The organism is Streptomyces sp. NPDC107546, from assembly GCF_055639175.1.
The window spans coordinates 1-1053 of record NZ_JBVKBA010000008.1; the positions used below are offsets into that span (position 1 = coordinate 1).

A 1053-nucleotide genomic window follows, 5' to 3' on the forward strand; every position below is an offset into this window, starting at 1 on the left:
GGTTGATAGGCCAGGTCTGGAAGCCCGGTAACGGGTGGAGGTGACTGGTACTAATAGGCCGAGGGCTTGTCCTCAGTTGCTCGCGTCCACTGTGTCAGTTCTGAGGCAACGAACAGTTGCCGGCTTTGAGCAGAACAGACAACTGAAGAGTGTGCTTGTTCGCTCGAAACCATTAGGGTTTCGGTGGCCATAGCGTGAGGGAAACGCCCGGTTACATTTCGAACCCGGAAGCTAAGCCTTACAGCGCCGATGGTACTGCAGGGGGGACCCTGTGGGAGAGTAGGACGCCGCCGAACAATCTTTGGAGGACCCTTGGTCCCAGCGACATGCTGGGACCAAGGGTCCTTTTTCGTTTTCCCCGGGCGCGCCGGGTACCCGGCTGCGCGACAATGATTTTGCGGTACCGAAGACAGGAGTCACCCATGTCCACCAACTCTCCCGACGAGCGTCCTGAGCGCGACCCGCGCCGCCGGGACAGTGGTGACCGTGGCGGCTACCGCGGTGGCCCGCGCCGCGGCGACGACCGCGGCGGCTACGGCCGGCGCGACGACCGCCGTGGAGACGACCGCCGTGTCGGCGACAGGGGCGACCGGAGCGATAGCGGTGACCGAGGCGATAGGGGCGACCGAGGCGGCTTCCGTGGCCGTGACGACCGCGACCGTGGTGGGCGTCCTTCCTTCCGCCGTGACGACCGCTCGTCCGGTCCGCGCCGCGACGATCGCGACCGTGGCTTCCGGCGCGACGACGACCGCCCCTCCTTCCGTCGTGATGATGACCGTGGCGCACACAGCCGTCGGGACGACGACCGCGGCGGATCCCCCCGCCGCGACGACGACCGTGGCGGCTACGGCCGTCGCGACGACGACCGTGGCGGCTACGGCCGCCGGGACGACCAACGCGGTGGCCACCGTGACGACCAGCGCGGTGGCCACGGCCGTCGTGACGACCGAGGCGGTTACGGTCGGCGGGATGACCGTCGTGACGACCGCCGGGACGGCGACCGCGGCGGCTTCCGTCGGGATGACCGCCGTGACGATCGGCCGTCCGGCCCGC

At 68.7% G+C, this 1053-nt stretch carries 1 protein-coding gene and 1 rRNA gene; one reads left to right on the forward strand and one right to left on the reverse strand.

The genetic code is table 11. From position 1 onward, the window contains the following. The first annotated feature begins 179 nt into the window (after window positions 1-179). Window positions 180-296 (forward strand): 5S ribosomal RNA (gene rrf, locus ACZ7L1_RS13735). A gap of 120 nt (window positions 297-416) precedes the next feature. Here rrf and ACZ7L1_RS13740 read toward each other — a convergent pair. Then, window positions 417-1053: hypothetical protein (locus ACZ7L1_RS13740; protein ID WP_471436957.1), on the reverse strand; the 637-nt coding region annotated here is incomplete at its 5' end.